General features: G+C 52.7%; 16 protein-coding genes and 1 tRNA gene. 11 read left to right on the top strand and 6 right to left on the bottom strand.

Going from position 1 to position 21621, the window contains the following annotated elements; all coding sequences use genetic code 11:
• The first annotated feature begins 183 nt into the window (after positions 1–183).
• Positions 184–2025 (top strand): RNA polymerase sigma factor RpoD, encoded by a 1842-nt coding sequence (rpoD, locus tag AB4H76_RS03915; RefSeq protein WP_000437375.1) that lies wholly within the window; start codon positions 184–186, stop codon positions 2023–2025.
• A 78-nt stretch (positions 2026–2103) separates the two neighbouring features.
• Here the strand turns inward: rpoD and mug are convergent, their stop codons facing one another.
• The gene (gene mug / locus AB4H76_RS03910; RefSeq protein WP_000228937.1) at positions 2104–2610 is read right to left on the bottom strand and encodes a G/U mismatch-specific DNA glycosylase; all 507 of its coding nucleotides are present in this window, start codon (positions 2608–2610) and stop codon (positions 2104–2106) included.
• Positions 2611–2734: 124 nt separating this feature from the next.
• On the opposite strand from mug, the gene AB4H76_RS03905 reads away from it, so the two are divergent.
• A tRNA-Ile gene (locus AB4H76_RS03905) sits at positions 2735–2810 on the top strand.
• A gap of 53 nt (positions 2811–2863) precedes the next feature.
• Here the strand turns inward: AB4H76_RS03905 and nfeF are convergent.
• Positions 2864–3628: an NADPH-dependent ferric chelate reductase NfeF gene (gene nfeF, locus AB4H76_RS03900; protein ID WP_077491879.1), complete on the bottom strand. Its 765-nt coding sequence runs from the start codon at positions 3626–3628 to the stop codon at positions 2864–2866.
• 287 nt (positions 3629–3915) lie between these two features.
• Between nfeF and nfeR the strand changes: the two genes are divergently transcribed.
• A complete protein-coding gene (nfeR, locus tag AB4H76_RS03895) occupies positions 3916–4539 on the top strand; it encodes a DNA-binding transcriptional regulator NfeR (RefSeq protein WP_000018003.1) in 624 nt (207 codons plus the stop codon).
• Positions 4540–4692: 153 nt separating this feature from the next.
• Here the strand turns inward: nfeR and aer are convergent, their stop codons facing one another.
• Positions 4693–6213 (bottom strand): aerotaxis sensor receptor Aer, encoded by a 1521-nt coding sequence (aer, locus tag AB4H76_RS03890; RefSeq protein ID WP_077491877.1) that lies wholly within the window; start codon positions 6211–6213, stop codon positions 4693–4695.
• Positions 6214–6630: 417 nt separating this feature from the next.
• Here aer and ygjG point away from each other — a divergent pair, with 417 nt between their 5' ends.
• Positions 6631–8010, top strand: coding sequence for a putrescine aminotransferase (ygjG, locus tag AB4H76_RS03885; RefSeq protein WP_001301395.1), 1380 nt, complete (start codon positions 6631–6633; stop codon positions 8008–8010).
• A 41-nt stretch (positions 8011–8051) separates the two neighbouring features.
• Here the strand turns inward: ygjG and AB4H76_RS03880 are convergent, their stop codons facing one another.
• A complete protein-coding gene (locus AB4H76_RS03880; RefSeq protein ID WP_000450594.1) occupies positions 8052–8384 on the bottom strand; it encodes a tRNA-binding protein in 333 nt (110 codons plus the stop codon).
• A 218-nt stretch (positions 8385–8602) separates the two neighbouring features.
• On the opposite strand from AB4H76_RS03880, the gene ebgR reads away from it, so the two are divergent.
• The 7 genes from ebgR (at position 8603) to fadH (ending at position 20820) form a co-directional block, all read left to right on the top strand.
• Entirely contained in the window at positions 8603–9586 is a 984-nt protein-coding gene (gene ebgR / locus AB4H76_RS03875; protein ID WP_053900567.1) for a transcriptional regulator EbgR, read from the top strand.
• Positions 9587–9769: 183 nt separating this feature from the next.
• Complete coding sequence (gene ebgA, locus AB4H76_RS03870) at positions 9770–12862, top strand: beta-galactosidase subunit alpha (RefSeq protein ID WP_077491415.1); 3093 nt, start codon at positions 9770–9772, stop codon at positions 12860–12862.
• On the top strand, positions 12859–13308 hold the full coding sequence (locus AB4H76_RS03865; RefSeq protein WP_001219954.1) for a beta-galactosidase subunit beta: 450 nt from the start codon (positions 12859–12861) through the stop codon (positions 13306–13308). Before ebgA ends, AB4H76_RS03865 begins: the two co-directional genes overlap by 4 nt.
• 62 nt (positions 13309–13370) lie before the next feature.
• On the top strand, positions 13371–14804 hold the full coding sequence (locus tag AB4H76_RS03860) for an amino acid permease (protein ID WP_001285446.1): 1434 nt from the start codon (positions 13371–13373) through the stop codon (positions 14802–14804).
• A gap of 133 nt (positions 14805–14937) precedes the next feature.
• On the top strand, positions 14938–16008 hold the full coding sequence (ygjJ, locus tag AB4H76_RS03855) for a protein YgjJ (protein ID WP_000767652.1): 1071 nt from the start codon (positions 14938–14940) through the stop codon (positions 16006–16008).
• Positions 16009–16024: 16 nt separating this feature from the next.
• Complete coding sequence (gene ygjK, locus AB4H76_RS03850; RefSeq protein ID WP_032181363.1) at positions 16025–18376, top strand: alpha-glucosidase; 2352 nt, start codon at positions 16025–16027, stop codon at positions 18374–18376.
• Positions 18377–18801: 425 nt separating this feature from the next.
• A complete protein-coding gene (gene fadH / locus AB4H76_RS03845) occupies positions 18802–20820 on the top strand; it encodes an NADPH-dependent 2,4-dienoyl-CoA reductase (protein ID WP_000121433.1) in 2019 nt (672 codons plus the stop codon).
• Between the two features lie 44 nt (positions 20821–20864).
• Here the strand turns inward: fadH and higA are convergent, their stop codons facing one another.
• Both higA and higB read right to left on the bottom strand, forming a co-directional pair.
• The gene (gene higA / locus AB4H76_RS03840) at positions 20865–21281 is read right to left on the bottom strand and encodes a type II toxin-antitoxin system antitoxin HigA (protein ID WP_000560266.1); all 417 of its coding nucleotides are present in this window, start codon (positions 21279–21281) and stop codon (positions 20865–20867) included.
• Positions 21278–21592: a type II toxin-antitoxin system toxin HigB gene (gene higB / locus AB4H76_RS03835; protein WP_000550189.1), complete on the bottom strand. Its 315-nt coding sequence runs from the start codon at positions 21590–21592 to the stop codon at positions 21278–21280. The genes higA and higB overlap by 4 nt, the downstream gene beginning before the upstream one ends.
• Positions 21593–21621 lie beyond the last annotated feature (29 nt).

The raw sequence follows: 21621 nt of genomic DNA, 5'->3' as shown, positions 1-21621 counted from the left end.
AAGTGCCGAAGAGCGATCGGGAAGCCCCCGACAGCCGCACTGAGAGGCAGCGGCAAATATATAAGTACGCCCTCGTAATTATCGTTGGCGGTAAACAACCGTTGGATTTCAGCGTTAACGGCTGAAGGACATCGGGTCAATCGCCCAACACCAACCTCATGAAATAAGTGTGGATACCGTCTTATGGAGCAAAACCCGCAGTCACAGCTGAAACTTCTTGTCACCCGTGGTAAGGAGCAAGGCTATCTGACCTATGCCGAGGTCAATGACCATCTGCCGGAAGATATCGTCGATTCAGATCAGATCGAAGACATCATCCAAATGATCAACGACATGGGCATTCAGGTGATGGAAGAAGCACCGGATGCCGATGATCTGATGCTGGCTGAAAACACCGCGGACGAAGATGCTGCCGAAGCCGCCGCGCAGGTGCTTTCCAGCGTGGAATCTGAAATCGGGCGCACGACTGACCCGGTACGCATGTACATGCGTGAAATGGGCACCGTTGAACTGTTGACCCGCGAAGGCGAAATTGACATCGCTAAGCGTATTGAAGACGGGATCAACCAGGTTCAATGCTCCGTTGCTGAATATCCGGAAGCGATCACCTATCTGCTGGAACAGTACGATCGTGTTGAAGCAGAAGAAGCGCGTCTGTCCGATCTGATCACCGGCTTTGTTGACCCGAACGCAGAAGAAGATCTGGCACCTACCGCCACTCACGTCGGTTCTGAGCTTTCCCAGGAAGATCTGGACGATGACGAAGATGAAGACGAAGAAGATGGCGATGACGACAGCGCCGATGATGACAACAGCATCGACCCGGAACTGGCTCGCGAAAAATTTGCGGAACTACGCGCTCAGTACGTTGTAACGCGTGACACCATCAAAGCGAAAGGTCGCAGTCACGCTACCGCTCAGGAAGAGATCCTGAAACTGTCTGAAGTATTCAAACAGTTCCGCCTGGTGCCGAAGCAGTTTGACTACCTGGTCAACAGCATGCGCGTCATGATGGACCGCGTTCGTACGCAAGAACGTCTGATCATGAAGCTCTGCGTTGAGCAGTGCAAAATGCCGAAGAAAAACTTCATTACCCTGTTTACCGGCAACGAAACCAGCGATACCTGGTTCAACGCGGCAATTGCGATGAACAAGCCGTGGTCGGAAAAACTGCACGATGTCTCTGAAGAAGTGCATCGCGCCCTGCAAAAACTGCAGCAGATTGAAGAAGAAACCGGCCTGACCATCGAGCAGGTTAAAGATATCAACCGTCGTATGTCCATCGGTGAAGCGAAAGCCCGCCGTGCGAAGAAAGAGATGGTTGAAGCGAACTTACGTCTGGTTATTTCTATCGCTAAGAAATACACCAACCGTGGCTTGCAGTTCCTTGACCTGATTCAGGAAGGCAACATCGGTCTGATGAAAGCGGTTGATAAATTCGAATACCGCCGTGGTTACAAGTTCTCCACCTACGCAACCTGGTGGATCCGTCAGGCGATCACCCGCTCTATCGCGGATCAGGCGCGCACCATCCGTATTCCGGTGCATATGATTGAGACCATCAACAAGCTCAACCGTATTTCTCGCCAGATGCTGCAAGAGATGGGCCGTGAACCGACGCCGGAAGAACTGGCTGAACGTATGCTGATGCCGGAAGACAAGATCCGCAAAGTGCTGAAGATCGCCAAAGAGCCAATCTCCATGGAAACGCCGATCGGTGATGATGAAGATTCGCATCTGGGGGATTTCATCGAGGATACCACCCTCGAGCTGCCGCTGGATTCTGCGACCACCGAAAGCCTGCGTGCGGCAACGCACGACGTGCTGGCTGGCCTGACCGCGCGTGAAGCAAAAGTTCTGCGTATGCGTTTCGGTATCGATATGAACACCGACCACACGCTGGAAGAAGTGGGTAAACAGTTCGACGTTACCCGCGAACGTATCCGTCAGATCGAAGCGAAGGCGCTGCGCAAACTGCGTCACCCGAGCCGTTCTGAAGTGCTGCGTAGCTTCCTGGACGATTAATCGGTAGGCCGGATCAGGCGTTACGCCGCACCCGGCACTAGGCCCTCTGCACAAACGCCACCTTTTCGGTGGCGTTTTTTATCGCCCACGCACTACCAGCGCCTGGTCCAGCTCGCGATACGCTTCAACCAGTTTCTCCAGTGAAACGCGACTTAAACCGCTGGGATTTGGCAGCACCCAAATCTGCGTCGAACCAATGGTGAGCGTTTGTTTCCCCCACTGTGCACCGCGCTGGCTGAATCCCTGTTCATATGCTTGTTTGCCCAGAATCGCCAACGCCTGCGGCTGATAATCTTCAATTTTTTCAATCAGCTTACGCCCGCCTGCGTGTAGCTCCTGCTTTGAAACTTCATTGGCTTGCACCGTTGGACGGTCTACCAGTTTGGTGACGCCACAACGATAATCCAGCAGATGCTGTGCCTCCTGCGGCTTCAACTGACGGTCGGTAAACCCGGCCTGATATATCACCTTCCAGAAGCGATTTGCCGGATGAGCAAAGGGAAAACCAGTCCCGGCGGATGAAAGCCCAGGGTTGATACCGCAAAACACGACCCGTAACCCTGGAGCCAAAATATCCTCAACCATATTTACTCCTTTCTAACATCACCAGGAAAAGTATAACGGATTGAAAATACATTGTTTATAAAAACAGCAGGCGCGCGGTAATGGCTGGATTGCGACACGGAGTTACTTTATAATCCGCTACCATGGCCCCTTAGCTCAGTGGTTAGAGCAGGCGACTCATAATCGCTTGGTCGCTGGTTCAAGTCCAGCAGGGGCCACCAGATATAGCAAAGGCTGACGAGAAATCGTCAGCCTTTTTCTTTTTATATATCAGTTACTTTGCGTGCCAGTAAGCCGCTGCACGTACCCGCTGTAGGTCATACTGTTCCGCTTCAAAGCGGCGGCTTAAATTCTTAACGACTTTACCTTCGCCGGTTATCCAGATGAAGTAATCATCGGCAGGGATTTGCATCTGCGCCAGACGCACATCTACCGCCTGCTCATCATGTGCCAGCCATTCGATATTAAAACCATCAAGGTGCGCGAGATAATCCTGACAGGCGTTATCCCGCACGCTAACCAGCGCACTAACTTGCGGTTTAACGGCAAGTTTGCTCAACGTTTCCAGGCGGCGGCGCAATGCGGGCATTCCGGATTCATCGCAGACATACAGCTGATACGCGTAATCTTCCGGCACCACCAGCGAACCGCGCGGACCTGCCACCGTAAGTTTATCGCCCGGTTGCGCCTGCATCGCCCAGCCGCTGGCGACCCCACCGTCGTGAATAAAGAAATCAATCGCCAGTTCATGGCGTAGTTCGTCATACAGCGGCGTATAGTCACGCGACGGTGGGCGTGGTCCTTCCGGCCAGACGATGCCCTCTTCCGTTACCGTTGGCGGCACAAAGTGAGCGTCAGGTTGAGGAAAGAAGAGTTTGCTGTGATCGTCAAAGCCACGCGATGTAAAACCGTCCAGCGCCTCGCCGCCGAGGACAATGCGCTGAAAACCGGCGCTGATGCGCTCAACGCGTAACACAGTCAGTTCACGGAAGCGCAGATCATTGCGAACGCGCTGCGGGTAGCGGGGGGTGTTATTCATTGTTATCGCCTTCGTGATGGTAATCAGATATATCTAAATAAAACTCGCAAATGATAATGATTGTTAATCATGATAAATGCAAGCGATTTGTAGAACTGATATGTCTATAGTCTGATAAGACGAACCGCCTCTTCTCAGGCATCATTACTCAACGCCGGATGCGGCGTGAACGCCTTATCCGGCCTACGTGTGAGATGAGTCCACGTTTAAAAATCATTTTTACACTTGCAAGAACGCTCATATCAGATATAAATTAGATATATCTAATTAAGCAAAAGGAGGCTGATATGAGCCATCATCACGAAGGGTGTTGTAAACATGAAGGCCAGCCACGCCATGAGGGCTGCTGCAAAGGTGAGAAGTCAGAACACGAGCACTGCGGACACGGTCACCAGCATGAACACGGTCAATGCTGCGGTGGTCGCCACGGTCGCGGCGGCGGTCGTCGGCAACGTTTCTTTGGTCACGGTGAATTGCGTCTGGTGATTCTGGATATTCTCTCGCGCGATGACAGCCACGGTTACGAATTGATTAAAGCGATTGAGAATCTAACCCAGGGGAATTACACCCCAAGCCCGGGCGTCATCTACCCAACGCTGGATTTTCTGCAGGAGCAGTCGCTGATTACCATCCGCGAAGAGGAAGGAGGTAAGAAGCAGATTGCGCTGACCGAACAAGGCGCGCAGTGGCTGGAAGAAAACCGCGAACAGGTGGAGATGATTGAAGAACGCATCAAAGCGCGTTGCGTTGGCGCGGCGCTGCGCCAGAACCCGCAAATGAAGCGGGCGCTGGATAATTTTAAAGCGGTGCTGGATTTACGCGTCAACCAGAGCGATATCAGTGATGCACAAATAAAAAAGATCATTGCGGTGATCGACCGCGCCGCTTTTGATATTACGCAACTGGATTAATCGCCGCATCCGCCAGTGGCGCGGTGCAATTGCCGGATGCGACGCTTGACGCGCCTTATCCGGCCTACACCCGCTACACACCCCGCAGGCCTGATAAGATGCGCCAGCATCGCATCAGGCATTGTGCTCCAACCGCCGGATCCGGCATACCGATTAATGCAGTACCGTCACCGCGTCTTCCAGTCGGCTGGCGCGGTGTTTCACCATCGCCGACACCTGCGCACTCTCTTCCACCAGCTCGGCATTTTTCTGGGTGATCAGGTTAAGCTCATCCACTGCACGGGTCAGGCTGGAAAGCCCATCGGCCTGTTCCAGCGTTGAATGGCTAATCTGGGCGATCAACTGGGTGACGTTTTTCACCTGTGCCACAATATCTTCCATCGTCCGTCCGGCGGCGTGTACCTGCTGCGAACCGGATTGCACCTTATCAGCACTGGCATCAATCAGCTTGCGAATATCGTTGGCAGCATTAGCGCTGCGGCTGGCTAAATGACGCACTTCCCCTGCCACCACTGCAAAACCTTTGCCCTGTTCGCCGGCACGCGCCGCTTCCACCGCCGCATTCAGGGCCAGAATATTGGTCTGAAACGCAATATCGTTAATCAGCGAAGTAATGGTGCCAATGCGCTGGGTACTGTCGGCGATATCGTCCATTGTCTTGATCACCGTGGTCATCGCCTCCCCACCCTGCACTGCCGCATTACTGGCGGTGATAGAAAGTTTATCGGCAGCCGACGCCGTGGCAGAGTTCTGTTTCACCGACGCCGCCATTTGGTTCATGGTCGCCACCGTTTGCTGAACGTTATCAACTGTCTGCTGGGTATGTTCGTTCAGTTCATCGGTGCCTTTCGCCAGCGTCTCACTGCCATTTCTGACACTGGACACCTGGCTTGAGACATCGTTAATTAGCCAACGGCACATCAGGCCAAGCTGCCCTACCGCGCGTAATGTCAGCCCCAGCTCATCGCTGCGATTCAGGTGCTCAACACTATTACGCTCTCCGGTCGCCACCTTCAGTGCCTGACGGGCGACATTTTCTATCGGGCGCACAATCTGCCATTCAAAACAAGCGCTTGCCAACAATACCACTAACACACAGAGGAAATACGTCACCACCGGGGCAGCAACAAACCAAAGCATGGCCGCCAGCAAGATAAACATCAGGGTCATCACGCCACGCGCCCGCCAGCGAAGCGGTAATGAAGGCAGTTTACCCAGCCAGCCTTTACGCACCACCAGGCCTTTATGAATACGCTTACTGGTACGTCCGGAGTTCAACGCTTTGTACAGCGGCTCCACCGCCGCGATCTCTTCATCCGTCGCCCGGGTACGAATCGACATATAGCCACTGATTTTTCCCTCGCGCACCATCGGTACCGCATTGGCCCGCACCCAATAATGGTCGCCATTTTTGCGGCGATTTTTCACGATGCCGCTCCAGGGCTCCCCTTTTTTCAGGGTGAACCACATATCCGCAAACGCCGCTTTTGGCATATCCGGGTGACGCACCATGTTGTGCGGCTGCCCTTGTAACTCTTGCAAGGTATAGCCGCTCACCTGCACAAAAGTGTCATTAGCATGAGTGATATAGCTTTGCAGATCGGTAGTGGACATCAGAGTGGTATCGTCCGCCAGCGGGGTATTTTGCTGGGTGACATACGGATGAGAAGACATGTTCGCGTCCTGTGCAGGTTATATGGTTGTTAACTTCTTGTCAGAGTTTATGTCGGCCCCGCTGCGGTTATCTTTAACCGATTAATTTGATTTAGATCGCAATTTGCGATTTAAACACAAATCTAATTCCTTGATTTAAAATACTTTCACTCTGTTACTATACGAAAACGTTAATTATCTTGCCCAAAAATCAGGCAATTATTGCCCTGAAAACGTGCATTTGCGCAGCAATCATCAAATCCATACCCGACAAAAACCGTGCAAAATAACAACAAATGTTAACAGATAGCATTAAATATTGCACAAATGATAACCGAATTTGTGTTTATCCCGATTTTCGCGATCGCAGCCGGAGTGGCGCAATCCCTGCAATACTTAAATCGGTATCATGTGATACGCGAGCCTCCGGAGCATATTTTGAACAGGTTACCTTCGAGCGCATCGGCTTTAGCGTGCAGCGCCCACGCCCTGAATCTCATTGAGAAGCGAACGCTGGATCATGAGGAGATGAAAGCACTTAACCGAGAGGTGATTGAATACTTCAAAGAGCATGTCAATCCGGGGTTTTTAGAGTATCGCAAATCTGTTACCGCCGGCGGGGATTACGGAGCCGTAGAGTGGCAAGCGGGAAGTTTAAATACGCTTGTCGACACCCAGGGCCAGGAGTTTATCGACTGCCTGGGAGGTTTTGGAATTTTCAACGTGGGGCACCGTAATCCAGTTGTGGTTTCCGCCGTACAGAATCAACTTGCGAAACAACCGCTGCACAGCCAGGAGCTGCTCGATCCGTTACGGGCGATGTTGGCGAAAACCCTTGCTGCGCTAACGCCCGGTAAACTGAAATACAGCTTCTTCTGTAATAGCGGCACCGAGTCCGTTGAAGCAGCGCTGAAGCTGGCGAAAGCTTACCAGTCACCGCGCGGCAAGTTTACTTTTATTGCCACCAGCGGCGCGTTCCACGGTAAATCACTTGGCGCGCTGTCGGCCACGGCGAAATCGACCTTCCGCAAACCGTTTATGCCGTTACTGCCGGGCTTCCGTCATGTGCCGTTTGGCAATATCGAAGCCATGCGCACGGCTCTTAACGAGTGCAAAAAAACCGGTGATGATGTGGCTGCGGTGATCCTCGAACCGATTCAGGGTGAAGGTGGCGTAATTCTGCCGCCGCCGGGCTATCTCACCGCCGTACGTAAGCTATGCGATGAGTTCGGCGCACTGATGATCCTCGATGAAGTACAAACGGGCATGGGGCGCACGGGCAAGATGTTCGCCTGCGAGCATGAGAACGTACAGCCGGATATCCTCTGCCTTGCCAAAGCGCTCGGCGGCGGCGTGATGCCGATTGGCGCGACCATCGCCACTGAAGAGGTGTTTTCAGTTCTGTTCGACAACCCATTCCTGCATACCACCACCTTTGGCGGCAACCCGCTGGCCTGTGCGGCGGCGCTGGCGACCATCAATGTGTTGCTGGAGCAGAACTTACCGGCTCAGGCTGAGCAAAAAGGCGATATGTTGCTGGACGGTTTCCGTCAACTGGCGCGGGAATATCCCGATCTGGTACAGGAAGCGCGTGGTAAAGGGATGTTGATGGCGATTGAGTTTGTTGATAACGAAATCGGCTATAACTTTGCCAGCGAGATGTTCCGCCAGCGCGTACTGGTGGCCGGAACGCTCAATAACGCCAAAACGATCCGCATTGAACCGCCACTGACACTGACCATTGAACAGTGTGAACTGGTGATCAAAGCGGCGCGTAAGGCGCTGGCGGCCATGCGAGTAAGTGTCGAAGAAGCGTAATATCAAATCGGATGGCGATACGACGTCGCCATCCGATCTTTTTATACGACGCGTACGCCCGCAGGCATCATCCGCTCCGGCGTTAACAGCACGCTTTCACTGCCGTCATCGGTTTCCGCACACAACAGCATGCATTCCGACGTTTCACCACGCATTTTCGCTTTTTGCAGATTGCATAAGACCACCACCGTTTTCCCCATCAGCTCTTCTTCGCTGTAGTACGGCACCAGGCTGGTCACGGTTTGCAGCGTTTTTTGCCCCACATCAACCTGTACGATGTACAGCTTGTCGGCGTTTTCATGGCGTTTCACTTCCACAATCTTTCCGACGCGCATTTCCAGACGTGCAAAATCAGCGTAAGCCACGGTTTCCATTGCTTCCTCCCTTCGAGTAAAATTTTACTAAACTATAGCAAAAGTTTTTCTCAATCCTGTAGGCTAAAAATGGAGAATGCAGGCGTGATCACATTCGTGAGCCGCTGTGTTACCGTTACAGCGTCAAAGAAACGCGCTTTATTTACTGAAAACAGGTGACCCAATAAGCACTTCCTCTACAATGGAAGCGCACATCAGGGAAAGTAAAAAAGGTAAACATGGCAACACTAAAAGACATCGCAATCGAAGCTGGCGTATCCCTGGCGACAGTATCCAGGGTCTTAAATGACGATCCGACATTGAATGTGAAAGAAGAGACGAAACATCGCATTCTCGAGATCGCCGAAAAGCTGGAGTACAAGACCAGTAGCGCCCGTAAACTACTGACAGGCGCAGTCAACCAACACCATATTCTGGCTATCTACAGCTACCAGCAGGAGCTGGAGATCAACGATCCTTACTATCTGGCGATCCGCCACGGCATTGAAACCCAGTGCGAAAAGCTGGGCATCGAGCTCACCAACTGTTATGAACACAGCGGATTACCAGACATTAAAAACGTCACCGGTATTTTAATTGTCGGCAAACCCACGCCCGCCCTGCGCGCCGCTGCCAGCGCGTTGACCGACAATATCTGTTTTATCGACTTTCACGAACCCGGCAGCGGTTACGATGCGGTGGATATCGATCTGGCACGCATCAGTAAAGAAATCATCGACTTCTATATCAACCAGGGCGTTAATCGCATTGGTTTTATTGGCGGTGAAGATGAGCCTGGCAAGGCGGATATTCGTGAGGTCGCCTTTGTGGAATATGGCCGACTGAAACAAGTGGTACGCGAAGAGGATATCTGGCGCGGCGGTTTTTCCAGTTCGTCGGGCTATGAACTGGCAAAACAGATGCTGTCGCGGGAAGACTATCCGAAGGCACTGTTTGTTGCTTCCGATTCCATTGCTATCGGCGTACTGCGGGCAATTCATGAACGTGGCCTGAACATCCCACAGGATATTTCGCTTATCAGCGTTAACGATATCCCCACCGCGCGATTTACCTTTCCGCCGCTCTCCACCGTGCGCATCCATTCCGAGATGATGGGAAGTCAGGGCGTTAACCTGGTGTATGAAAAAGCCCGCGATGGTCGCGCGCTGCCGCTGTTAGTCTTCGTTCCCAGCAAATTAAAACTGCGCGGCACGACCCGTTAAATCCCCTTACACACTGTCCGGCAGTCGTTTTTGCCGGACAGTGCTGCCGTTTATTTTCGTGATCCAGTTAAAGTAAATGCATTTAACTGCTACTTTTTAGTAAAAATTTTACTAAACTCCCCAGCAATTACACAAACTACCATCACCATGAATGGTTCCGATTTCTCTCTACCGGGAGGCCCTATGAATCGCTGGGAAAACATTCAGCTCACCCACGAAAACCGACTTGCGCCGCGTGCGTACTTTTTTTCATATGATTCTGTTGCACAGGCGCGTACCTTTGCCCGCGAAACCAGCAGCCTGTTTCTGCCCTTAAGCGGTCAGTGGAATTTCCATTTTTTTGACCACCCGCTGCAAGTGCCTGAAGCCTTCACCTCTGAGTTAATGGCTGACTGGGGGCATATTACCGTCCCCGCCATGTGGCAAATGGAAGGTCACGGCAAACTGCAATATACCGACGAAGGTTTTCCGTTCCCCATCGATGTGCCGTTTGTCCCCAGCGATAACCCAACCGGTGCCTATCAACGTATTTTCACCCTCAGCGACGGCTGGCAGGGTAAACAGACGCTGATTAAATTTGACGGCGTCGAAACCTATTTTGAAGTCTATGTTAACGGTCAGTATGTGGGTTTCAGCAAGGGCAGTCGCCTGACCGCAGAGTTTGACATCAGCGCGATGGTTAAAACCGGCGACAACCTGTTGTGTGTGCGCGTGATGCAGTGGGCGGACTCTACCTACGTGGAAGACCAGGATATGTGGTGGTCGGCGGGGATCTTCCGCGATGTTTATCTGGTCGGAAAACACCTAACGCATATTAACGATTTCTCCGTGCGTACCGACTTTGACGAAGCCTATTGCGATGCCACGCTTTCCTGCGAAGTGGTGCTGGAAAATCTCGCAGCCTCCCCTGTCGTAACGACGCTGGAATATACCCTGTTTGATGGCGAACGCGTGGTGCACAGCAGCACCATTGATCATTTGGCAATTGAAAAACTGACCAGCGCCAGCTTTGCTTTTACTGTCGAACAGCCCCAGCAATGGTCAGCAGAATCCCCTTATCTTTACCATCTGGTCATGACGCTGAAAGACGCCGACGGCAACGTTCTGGAAGTGGTACCACAACGCGTTGGCTTCCGTGATATCAAAGTGCGCGACGGTCTGTTCTGGATCAATAACCGTTATGTGATGCTGCACGGCGTCAACCGTCACGACAACGATCATCGCAAAGGCCGCGCCGTTGGAATGGATCGCGTCGAGAAAGATCTCCAGTTGATGAAGCAGCACAACATCAACTCCGTGCGTACCGCTCACTACCCGAACGATCCGCGTTTTTACGAACTGTGTGATATCTACGGCTTGTTTGTGATGGCGGAAACCGACGTCGAATCGCACGGCTTTGCTAATGTCGGCGATATCAGCCGTATTACCGACGATCCGCAGTGGGAAAAAGTCTACGTCGAGCGCATTGTTCGCCATATCCACGCGCAGAAAAACCATCCGTCGATCATCATCTGGTCGCTGGGCAATGAATCCGGCTATGGCTGTAACATCCGCGCGATGTACCATGCGGCGAAAGCGCTGGATGACACGCGACTGGTGCATTACGAAGAAGATCGCGATGCTGAAGTGGTCGATATTATTTCCACCATGTACACCCGCGTGCCGCTGATGAATGAGTTTGGTGAATACCCGCATCCGAAGCCGCGCATCATCTGTGAATATGCTCATGCGATGGGGAACGGACCGGGCGGGCTGACGGAGTACCAGAACGTCTTCTATAAGCACGATTGTATTCAGGGACATTATGTTTGGGAGTGGTGCGACCACGGAATCCAGGCGCAGGATGACAACGGCAATGTCTGGTATAAATTCGGCGGCGACTACGGCGACTATCCCAACAACTATAACTTCTGTCTTGATGGTTTGATCTATTCCGATCAGACGCCGGGACCAGGCCTGAAAGAGTACAAACAGGTTATCGCGCCGGTAAAAATCCACGCGCTGGATCTGACTCGCGGCGAGCTGAAAGTCGAAAATAAACTGTGGTTTACCACGCTTGATGACTACACCCTGCACGCAGAGGTGCGCGCCGAAGGTGAAACGCTCGCAACGCAGCAGATTAAACTGCGCGACGTTGCGCCGAACAGCGAAGCCCCCTTGCAGATCACGCTGCCGCAGCTGGACGCCCGCGAAGCGTTCCTCAACATTACGGTGACCAAAGATTCCCGCACCCGCTACAGCGAAGCCGGGCATTCTATCGCCACTTATCAGTTCCCGCTGAAGGAAAACACCGCGCAGCCAGTGCCTTTCGCACCAAATAATGCGCGTCCGCTGACGCTGGAAGACGATCGTTTGAGCTGCACCGTTCGCGGCTACAACTTCGCGATCACCTTCTCAAAAATGAGTGGCAAACCGACATCCTGGCAGGTAAATGGCGAGTCGCTGCTGACTCGCGAGCCAAAGATCAACTTCTTCAAGCCGATGATCGACAACCACAAGCAGGAGTACGAAGGGCTGTGGCAACCGAATCATTTGCAGATCATGCAGGAACATCTGCGCGACTTTGCCGTAGAACAGAGCGATGGTGAAGTGTTGATCATCAGCCGCACGGTTATTGCCCCGCCGGTGTTTGATTTCGGAATGCGCTGCACCTACATCTGGCGCATCGCTGCCGATGGCCAGGTTAACGTGGCGCTTTCCGGCGAGCGTTACGGCGACTATCCGCACATCATTCCGTGCATCGGTTTCACCATGGGAATTAACGGCGAATACGATCAGGTGGCGTATTACGGTCGTGGACCGGGCGAAAACTACGCCGACAGCCAGCAGGCTAACATCATCGATATCTGGCGCAGCACCGTCGATGCCATGTTCGAGAACTATCCCTTCCCGCAGAACAACGGTAACCGTCAGCATGTCCGCTGGACGGCACTGACTAACCGCCACGGTAACGGTCTGCTGGTGGTTCCGCAGCGCCCAATTAACTTCAGCGCCTGGCACTATACCCAGGAAAACATCCACGCTGCCCAGCACTGTAACGAGCTGCAGCGCAGTGATGACATCACCCTGAACCTCGATCACCAGCTGCTTGGCCTCGGCTCCAACTCCTGGGGCAGCGAGGTGCTGGACTCCTGGCGCGTCTGGTTCCGTGACTTCAGCTACGGCTTTACGTTGCTGCCGGTTTCTGGCGGAGAAGCTACCGCGCAAAGCCTGGCGTCGTATGAGTTCGGCGCAGGGTTCTTTTCCACGAATTTGCACAGCGAGAATAAGCAATGAGGATCATCGATAACTTAGAACAGTTCCGCCAGATTTACGCCTCTGGCAAGAAGTGGCAACGCTGCGTTGAAGCGATTGAAAATATCGACAACATTCAGCCTGGCGTCGCCCACTCCATCGGTGACTCATTGACTTACCGCGTGGAGACAGACTCCGCGACCGATGCGCTATTTACCGGGCATCGACGCTATTTTGAAGTGCATTACTACCTGCAAGGGCAGCAAAAAATTGAATATGCGCCGAAAGAGACATTACAGGTAGTGGAATATTATCGTGACGAAACTGACCGCGAATATTTAAAAGGCTGCGGAGAAACCGTAGAGGTCCACGAAGGGCAAATCGTTATTTGCGATATCCATGAAGCATATCGGTTTATCTGCAATAACGCGGTCAAAAAAGTGGTTCTCAAAGTCACCATCGAAGATGGTTATTTCCATAACAAATAACAACTACGGCGGCAAAAGGAGTTTGCCGCCACCGCTACCCTACACATTTTCGGAGATGTGTTATGTCTGATACCAAACGTAATACAATCGGCAAATTCGGCTTGCTCTCGCTGACTTTTGCCGCCGTTTACAGCTTTAACAACGTTATCAATAATAATATTGAGCTTGGACTGGCCTCGGCACCGATGTTTTTCCTCGCGACGATTTTTTATTTTATTCCCTTCTGTCTGATCATCGCAGAATTTGTTTCGTTAAATAAAAACTCAGAAGCCGGTGTCTACGCGTGGGTAAAAAGTTCGCTGGGCGGGCGTTGGGCATTTATTACTGCCTATACCTACTGGTTCGTAAACCTGTTCTTTTTCACCTCGCTGTTGCCGCGCGTTATTGCTTATGCTTCGTATGCCTTCCTCGGCTACGAATATATTATGACGCCGGTTGCCACCACCATTATCAGTATGGTGCTGTTCGCCTTCTCCACCTGGGTTTCCACCAACGGGGCGAAAATGTTGGGGCCAATTACCTCCGTCACTTCAACGCTGATGCTGCTGTTAACGCTCTCCTACATTTTACTGGCAGGTACGGCGCTGGTTGGCGGCGTACAGCCTGCTGACCCCATCACCGTTGACGCGATGATCCCGAACTTCAACTGGGCGTTCCTCGGCGTTACCACCTGGATCTTTATGGCCGCAGGTGGCGCGGAGTCCGTCGCGGTGTACGTTAACGACGTCAAAGGCGGTTCGAAATCGTTCGTTAAAGTGATCATCCTCGCCGGGATTTTTATCGGCGTACTGTATTCCGTCTCCTCGGTGCTGATTAACGTCTTCGTCAGCAGCAAAGAGTTGAAATTTACCGGCGGATCGGTGCAGGTATTCCACGGCATGGCGGCGTATTTTGGTCTACCGGAAGCGTTGATGAATCGCTTTGTCGGTCTGGTGTCCTTTACCGCGATGTTCGGTTCCCTGCTGATGTGGACCGCAACGCCGGTGAAAATTTTCTTCTCCGAAATCCCGGAAGGCATCTTTGGTAAGAAAACCGTCGAACTGAACGAAAACGGCGTTCCGGCGCGCGCAGCGTGGATCCAGTTCCTGATCGTCATCCCGCTGATGATTATCCCGATGCTCGGTTCCAATACCGTGCAGGATCTGATGAATACTATTATTAATATGACCGCCGCAGCGTCCATGCTTCCGCCGTTATTCATCATGCTGGCTTACCTGAATTTACGCGCCAAATTAGATCACCTGCCACGCGATTTCCGTATGGGCTCCCGCCGCACCGGTATTATCGTTGTTTCAATGCTGATTGCGATATTTGCCGTAGGGTTTGTCGCTTCGACATTCCCGACTGGCGCGAATATTCTGACCATCATTTTTTATAACGTCGGCGGTATTGTTATCTTCCTTGGCTTTGCGTGGTGGAAATACAGTAAATATATAAAGGGATTAACGGCTGAAGAGCGCCATATTGAAGCGACGCCAGCCAGCAATGTTGATTAAGCAGAATAATAAAAAATGAGCAGGCATTTTCCCTCTTCCTGGATGAGGAGAGGGAAAATAGTTTCTGCCTTTATATTTTTATAATTACAACGATAAAAGGCTGTACTTTTTCTTTAGCTCATGGATTAACACAATGAAATTAATCACTGCACCATGCAGAGCATTACTTGCTCTGCCGTTTTGCTACGCCTTTTCTGCGGCAGGAGAAGAAGCACGTCCGGCAGAACATGACGACACAAAAACACCTGCAATTACCTCGACATCTTCTCCTTCATTTCGTTTTTACGGCGAATTAGGGGTTGGTGGATATATGGATTTAGAGGGTGAGAATAAACATAAATACAGCGACGGCACCTATATTGAAGGTGGCCTGGAGATGAAGTACGGCTCCTGGTTCGGCCTGATTTACGGCGAAGGCTGGACCGTGCAGGCCGACCACGACGGCAATGCCTGGGTGCCAGACCATAGCTGGGGTGGTTTCGAGGGAGGAATTAACCGTTTCTATGGCGGTTATCGTACCAATGATGGCACCGAAATCATGCTCAGTCTGCGTCAGGATTCCTCGCTGGATGACCTGCAATGGTGGGGCGACTTCACCCCCGATCTGGGCTACGTCATTCCCAATACCCGCGACATTATGACCGCGCTGAAGGTGCAGAACTTAAGCGGCAACTTTCGTTATAGCGTCACCGCCACACCTGCCGGACATCATGACGAAAGCAAAGCCTGGCTACATTTTGGCAAGTACGATCGCTATGACGACAAATACACCTATCCGGCAATGATGAACGGTTACATCCAGTATGACCTTGCCGAAGGCATCACCTGGATGAACGGTCTGGAAATCACCGACGGCACAGGACAGCTCTATCTCACGGGCCTGCTAACTCCTAACTTTGCCGCTCGCGCCTGGCACCATACCGGACGCGCCGACGGGCTGGACGTACCGGGAAGTGAAAGTGGGATGATGGTGAGCGCCATGTATGAAGCGTTAAAGGGCGTTTATCTCTCCACCGCTTACACCTACGCCAAACATCGCCCTGACCACGCTGACGATGAAACCACCTCTTTCATGCAGTTTGGTATCTGGTACGAATACGGCGGCGGACGTTTCGCCACGGCTTTTGATAGCCGCTTCTACATGAAAAATGCCTCTCACGATCCCAGCGACCAAATCTTCCTGATGCAATATTTCTACTGGTAATAAGGACTGTAATTTCATGAAAATAAAAACTATTTTAACGCCAGTAACCTGCGCTCTGCTGATAAGTTTTTCCGCCCATGCCGCTAACGCCGACAATTATAAAAACGTGATTAACCGTACTGGCGCGCCGCAGTACATGAAGGATTACGATTACGACGATCACCAGCGTTTTAATCCGTTTTTCGATCTCGGAGCCTGGCATGGTCATCTGTTGCCAGACGGCCCTAACACCATGGGCGGCTTTCCGGGCGTTGCGCTGCTGACGGAAGAGTACATCAACTTTATGGCCAGCAATTTCGACCGCCTGACCGTCTGGCAGGACGGCAAGAAAGTCGACTTTACGCTGGAGGCATACAGTATTCCCGGTGCGCTGGTGCAAAAACTGACAGCAAAAGATGTGCAAGTCGAAATGACTCTGCGCTTCGCCACGCCGCGCACGTCACTACTGGAAACCAAAATCACCAGCAATAAACCGCTGGATCTGGTGTGGGACGGCGAACTGCTGGAAAAACTGGAAGCGAAAGAAGGGAAACCGCTTTCCGATAAAACCATTGCTGGCGAATACCCTGACTATCAGCGCAAAATCAGCGCCACCCGTGATGGCCTGAAAGTCACCTTTGGCAAAGTGCGCGCCACCTGGGATCTGCTGACCTCCGGCGAATCGGAATATCAGGTGCATAAATCCCTGCCGGTGCAGACTGAAATCAACGGTAATCGCTTTACCAGTAAGGCGCATATCAACGGTTCGACGACGCTCTATACCACCTATTCCCATCTGCTGACCGCTCAGGAAGTTAGCAAAGAGCAAATGCAGATCCGCGATATTCTGGCGCGTCCGGCGTTTTATCTCACCGCCTCGCAGCAACGCTGGGAAGAGTATCTGAAGAAAGGGTTAACCAATCCGGATGCGACGCCGGAACAGACGCGCGTCGCGGTGAAAGCGATCGAAACGCTCAACGGTAACTGGCGCTCGCCTGGCGGCGCGGTGAAATACAACACCGTCACGCCGTCGGTGACCGGGCGCTGGTTCTCCGGCAATCAGACCTGGCCGTGGGATACCTGGAAGCAGGCGTTTGCGATGGCGCATTTCAATCCGGACATCGCCAAAGAGAATATCCGCGCGGTCTTCTCCTGGCAGATCCAGCCCGGCGACAGCGTGCGTCCGCAGGATGTGGGCTTTGTCCCCGACCTGATAGCGTGGAACCTTAGCCCCGAGCGTGGTGGCGATGGCGGCAACTGGAACGAACGTAATACCAAACCCAGCCTTGCCGCCTGGTCGGTGATGGAAGTGTATAACGTCACCCAGGATAAAACCTGGCTGGCAGAGATGTACCCGAAACTGGTGGCCTATCACGACTGGTGGTTACGTAACCGCGATCACAACGGCAACGGCGTGCCGGAATATGGCGCGACCCGCGACAAAGCCCACAACACTGAGAGCGGCGAGATGCTGTTTACGGTGAAAAAAGGCGATAAAGAAGAGACGCAGTCTGGGCTGAACAACTACGCCCGCGTGGTGGAGAAAGGCCAGTACGACAGTCTGGAAATTCCGGCACAGGTTGCTGCATCGTGGGAATCGGGGCGTGATGATGCCGCCGTCTTTGGGTTTATCGACAAAGAACAGTTGGATAAATATGTCGCTAATGGCGGCAAACGTAGCGACTGGACGGTGAAATTCGCCGAAAACCGCAGTCAGGACGGAACGTTGCTGGGCTACTCGCTATTGCAGGAGTCGGTGGATCAGGCCAGCTATATGTACAGCGATAACCATTATCTGGCGGAGATGGCAACCATCCTCGGTAAGCCAGAAGAGGCCAAACGCTATCGCCAGTTGGCACAGCAGCTCGCGGACTACATCAACACCTGTATGTTCGACCCGACTACCCAGTTCTACTATGACGTGCGTATTGAAGATAAACCGCTGGCGAACGGCTGCGCGGGCAAACCGATTGTTGAGCGCGGTAAAGGGCCGGAAGGCTGGTCGCCGCTGTTTAACGGTGCGGCAACGCAGGCCAATGCCGACGCGGTGGTGAAGGTGATGCTCGATCCTAAAGAGTTCAACACCTTTGTCCCGCTGGGAACGGCGGCGTTAACCAACCCGGCTTTTGGCGCGGATATCTACTGGCGCGGGCGCGTATGGGTGGATCAGTTCTGGTTTGGTCTGAAAGGGATGGAGCGTTACGGTTATCGCGATGATGCCCTGAAACTGGCGGATACGTTCTTCCGGCACGCCAAAGGATTAACCGCCGATGGCCCAATTCAGGAGAATTACAACCCGCTCACTGGCGCGCAGCAAGGGGCACCGAATTTCTCCTGGAGTGCCGCGCATTTGTTTATGTTGTATAACGATTTTTTCCGTAAGCAATAATTTGCAACTGCTGGCGGATGCGGCGTAAACGCCTTATCCGCCCTACATGTGCAATCCTCCTGGCCGGATAAAACGCGGCAAGCGTTGCATCCGGCAACTGCACCGCGCCACTGGCGGATGCGGCGTGAACGCCTTATCCGCCCTACATGTGCGTTCCCGTAGGTCGGATAAGACGCGACAAGCGTCGCATCCGGCATCTGCACCGCGCCACTGGCGGATGCGGCGTGGACGCCTTATCCGCCCTACATGTGCAATTCCGTAACCTGGATAAAACGCGACAAGCGTCGCATCCGGCATTTCCAATGGGCGTATTATTTTTGAATCCCATCACAAACCCCACACTCCCCTTTTCCCTTTTCTCCGGCGACGGCTAAATTAGAACTCATCCGACCACATAACAATTATTTTACATACTGGACAATTTTATGAGCTACCCGTCGCTGTTCGCCCCGCTGGATTTAGGTTTTACCACGTTAAAAAACCGCGTGTTGATGGGCTCAATGCACACCGGGCTGGAGGAATACCCGGACGGTGCCGAGCGGCTGGCAGCGTTTTATGCCGAACGCGCCCGTCACGGCGTGGCGTTGATTGTCAGCGGCGGCATTGCACCAGATTTAACAGGCGTTGGCATGGAAGGCGGTGCAATGCTCAATGACGCCAGCCAGATCCCACACCATCGCACCATTACCGAAGCCGTACATCAGGAAGGCGGCAAAATAGCCCTGCAAATTTTGCATACCGGGCGCTACAGCTACCAACCGCATCTGGTCGCCCCGTCCGCATTGCAGGCCCCCATCAACCGTTTCGTGCCCCATGAGTTAAGCCATGAAGAGATCCTGCAACTGATCGACAATTTCGCCCGCTGCGCGCAACTGGCGCGGGAGGCAGGATACGACGGTGTAGAGGTGATGGGTTCCGAAGGGTATTTGATCAACGAATTTCTGACGCTGCGCACCAATCAGCGTAGTGACCAGTGGGGCGGCGATTACCGCAACCGGATGCGATTTGCCGTAGAAGTAGTGCGTGCGGTGCGCGAACGCGTCGGCAACGACTTCATTATTATCTACCGACTGTCGATGCTCGACCTGGTCGAAGACGGCGGGACTTTTGCCGAAACGGTAGAGCTGGCGCAGGCCATTGAAGCGGCGGGCGCGACCATTATCAACACCGGCATTGGCTGGCATGAAGCACGTATTCCGACCATTGCCACGCCCGTGCCGCGCGGCGCATTTAGCTGGGTCACGCGCAAACTGAAAGGCCACGTCTCGCTGCCGCTGGTAACCACCAACCGGATTAACGATCCGCAGGTTGCCGACGATATTCTCTCGCGCGGCGATGCCGATATGGTATCGATGGCGCGACCGTTTCTTGCTGATGCGGAGCTGCTGTCAAAAGCGCAATCGGGACGAGCCGATGAGATCAACACTTGTATTGGCTGCAATCAGGCCTGTCTCGATCAAATCTTCGTTGGCAAAGTCACCTCGTGCCTGGTGAATCCTCGCGCCTGCCACGAAACCAAAATGCCAATCCTTCCCGCCGTGCAGAAAAAAAATCTGGCGGTGGTCGGTGCGGGACCTGCTGGGCTGGCGTTTGCCATTAACGCGGCGGCGCGTGGGCATCAGGTAACATTGTTTGACGCTCATAGCGAGATTGGCGGGCAGTTTAATATCGCCAAACAGATCCCCGGCAAAGAGGAGTTTTACGAAACGCTGCGCTATTACCGCCGGATGATCGAAGTGACGGGCGTGACGCTAAAACTCAATCACACCGTGACGGCGGATCAGTTACAGGCTTTCGATGAAACGATCCTCGCCAGTGGGATCGTACCGCGCACTCCGCCCATCGACGGGATCGATCATCCGAAGGTATTGAGTTATCTCGATGTACTGCGCGACAAAGCGCCGGTTGGCAACAAAGTTGCCATCATCGGTTGTGGCGGGATTGGTTTTGATACGGCGATGTATTTAAGTCAGCCGGGCGAATCCACCAGCCAGAATATCGCCGGGTTCTGTAATGAATGGGGGATCGACAGTAGCCTACAACAGGCTGGTGGCTTAAGCCCGCAGGGAATGCAGATCCCCCGTAGCCCACGGCAGATTGTGATGCTCCAGCGCAAAGCCAGCAAACCAGGACAGGGGTTAGGCAAAACCACCGGCTGGATCCATCGCACCACCCTGCTCTCGCGGGGTGTGAAAATGATCCCAGGCGTAAGTTATCAGAAGATTGACGATGACGGGCTGCATGTGGTGATCAACGGCGAAACGCAGGTATTAGCAGTGGACAATGTGGTGATCTGCGCAGGGCAAGAGCCAAACCGCGCGCTGGCGCAACCGCTGATTGATAGCGGGAAAACGGTGCATTTAATTGGCGGCTGCGATGTGGCTATGGAGCTGGACGCACGACGGGCAATTGCCCAGGGAACACGGCTGGCGCTGGAGATTTAAATCGTTATTTGAAGCGCCGGATGCAACGCATCCGGCACGTCGCGTTAATCAATAAACAAGGCGGGAGAAATGCCGAATCGCGTTGCCAATTTTTTAGCGTGTTCCAGCGTTAATTTCCTCTTCCCGCTCAAAACGCGTGACACCATAGATTTACTGCCAATTTCCGGCAGATCGGAAAGGGTTAAACCATATTGATCCATAAGGGTACGAATCACGGCTATACCGCCAGGCATGGCTTGAGCCATGGCATTAAATTCCGCAAATTCGGGCGCTGATTCTTCCCACGCGGTTATTTTGGCACACACCAGATCCAGCAAGGGGTTTTCAGGATCGTTGAGCAGCAGATGATCTACCAGTTCCAGCGCCTGGGTGTATTGTTCCTCGTTCTGAATACCCGCCAGAAAAGGTGCCACAGCAGTTAGCTTTTCTCCTGCTTGCAAGATGTCGGCAATCGCAATCATTTTTTCCCCTTAGTACGATGAACAGCGGTAAAGAAATCGTATTCTTTATGCGTCATAACTTCACGTATGTAGCACTTTTGCGATTCAAAAAAGACCATTGCTACAACACGTAATTCATTGCCCCCAACATTGAAAACATAATGCTTATCCAGATATTTGAAGTTATCCAGAGATGGGAATACTGCTTTTAATGACTCAGGTTTTTTGAAATATCCCTTAGCAATCGTGTTCCCCAGAGCCACCAACTCCGTTTTATGTTGCGGGTATTTTTCCGCAGCATCTTTCAATGCTTTTTGAGTTATCAGGTGCATTCTTCATCACGTCCGTTGACAAATTGGCA

It is taken from the genome of Escherichia sp. UTM R2, from assembly GCF_048593455.1.
In the GTDB taxonomy this organism is placed as follows: domain Bacteria; phylum Pseudomonadota; class Gammaproteobacteria; order Enterobacterales; family Enterobacteriaceae; genus Escherichia; species Escherichia coli.
This window is presented reverse-complemented; position numbering and strand designations above follow the sequence as displayed.